This is a genomic window from bacterium (assembly GCA_030655055.1).
Taxonomy (GTDB): Bacteria; Edwardsbacteria; AC1; order AC1; family EtOH8; genus UBA5202.
Genome location: JAURWH010000189.1, coordinates 1 through 1,601 on the forward strand (window position 1 = coordinate 1; position 1,601 = coordinate 1,601).

General features: G+C 59.7%; 1 protein-coding gene. It reads right to left on the minus strand.

Features of this window, described 5'->3' with window-relative positions:
• Positions 1–1,601 (minus strand): transglycosylase SLT domain-containing protein (locus Q7U71_08965; protein ID MDO9391888.1); only part of this gene is annotated, 1,601 nt, incomplete at both ends.

Consider the following 1,601-nt stretch of genomic DNA (forward strand, 5'->3'; position numbering starts at 1 on the left):
TTCTCCATCACCACTTTCACATACTTCCTGGTCTCGGCCAGCGGTATCTCCTGCAGCAGAAAATCCTCGTCATCCTTGTCCTTCATCGGCTTCAGCCACTCCCGCACCCGGCCCGGACCGGCATTGTAGGCCGCCAGCGCCTTCACCAGCGAGCCGTCGAACATCTTGACCATGGATGACAGGAACCTGGTGCCGTAGTCTATGGAGACCTGGGGATGGTACAAAGTTTTGGTGTCGAACTTCTTTACTTTGGACATCCGGGCCATGTGCTTGCCGGTCTTGGGCATCACCTGCATCAGTCCCCGGGCCCCGGACCGGGAGCGGGCCGAGGCTTCGAACTTGCTCTCCTGCCTTATCACCGCCAGCACCAGGGCCGGGTCCAGTTTGGATCCGCTCAGGCTCTGGGTGATGGAACTCAAATATTTCTGGGGATAGATCATCTGCAGCAGACTGATCTGCAGGGAATCCGGCAAGCGGACTATGGCCTTCTGGGCCCAGTAGATGGCCTTGGCCGGCATCCCGCACAGCTGGTAGGTTCGGGCCAGGTAGTAATGGGAATAGGGGCTCTGCCCCGAACCCGGCTCCAGCCCCCGGGCCGCCGCCGCCGCGTCCTCTAAGAAACCCATTTGGGCCAGCCTGAATGCCAGGCGGCACTGCCGGGCCGAGGCATCGTCTTCTTCCGCCAAAAGCTGGTCATCGCTTCCACGTTTATTCTTCATCAGCCCTTTCAGCAATGACGGCAGGTCAATACTGTCCACGGTCATTTCATTCCAGGACCTTGAGGCCAGGACGTTCTGGGCTTTAAGCCCGTAATAGCTGTAACGGTAGCTTTTGGCGGCGGTAAGATAGTAGAGAAAGGCCTTGGCGCTGTCGCCCAGTTCGCCGGTTACCCGGCCGCACCAGTAAAGGGTCTCGTCCAGCCGGTCGCCGGTGGAATAGCGGCGCAGGTACAAATTCCATTGTTCCAGGGCCAAAGAGCGATGCCCCGTCTTGTACTGGCACCACCCGTATCTGAAGGCGGCGTCGTCGGCCCATACCGAGGACGGCTGGTATTCGGCCGTTCTTTGGTAGGCCTCCATGGCCAGTTCCGTCTTTCCCTGGCGCTCATAACTGCGGGCCAGGGTATAGGCGGCCTCGCCCCGGTTGGGGCTTTGGGGATACAGCCGGATGAAATCGGACAAAAGCTTTTGGGCCTTGGAAAATCTTTTCTTCCGGATCAGCCGGTTGGCCGAGGTGATGGCGGTGCTGGACCGGGGCGGCGGCGGCGCGGTGAAGGACGGCTTTTGGGCGGAGGTCTGCCCGGATTGGATGTATGAGACCCAGTTGCTTAATTCTTTTATTGCCAGATCAAAGCCTTCAGCCTTTTTGTCCTCCTCCATGCCGGAATAGCACCGGCTGAAACCCAGCAGGGCGTAGTCTTTTAGGGAAGCGTCGGCCCGGGCCGCCTGGTCATAAAGCGCCTGGGCGGTCTGATAGGCCCCGGCCTTCTGGTAAAGGTAGGCCCTTTGCCAGGGGACATCGGGATCGGTGGACGGCCACAGGGTCACCGCCCGGTTCAATGTTTTCAAGGCCTGGGGGTACTGCTTCAATGAGATCAGCAG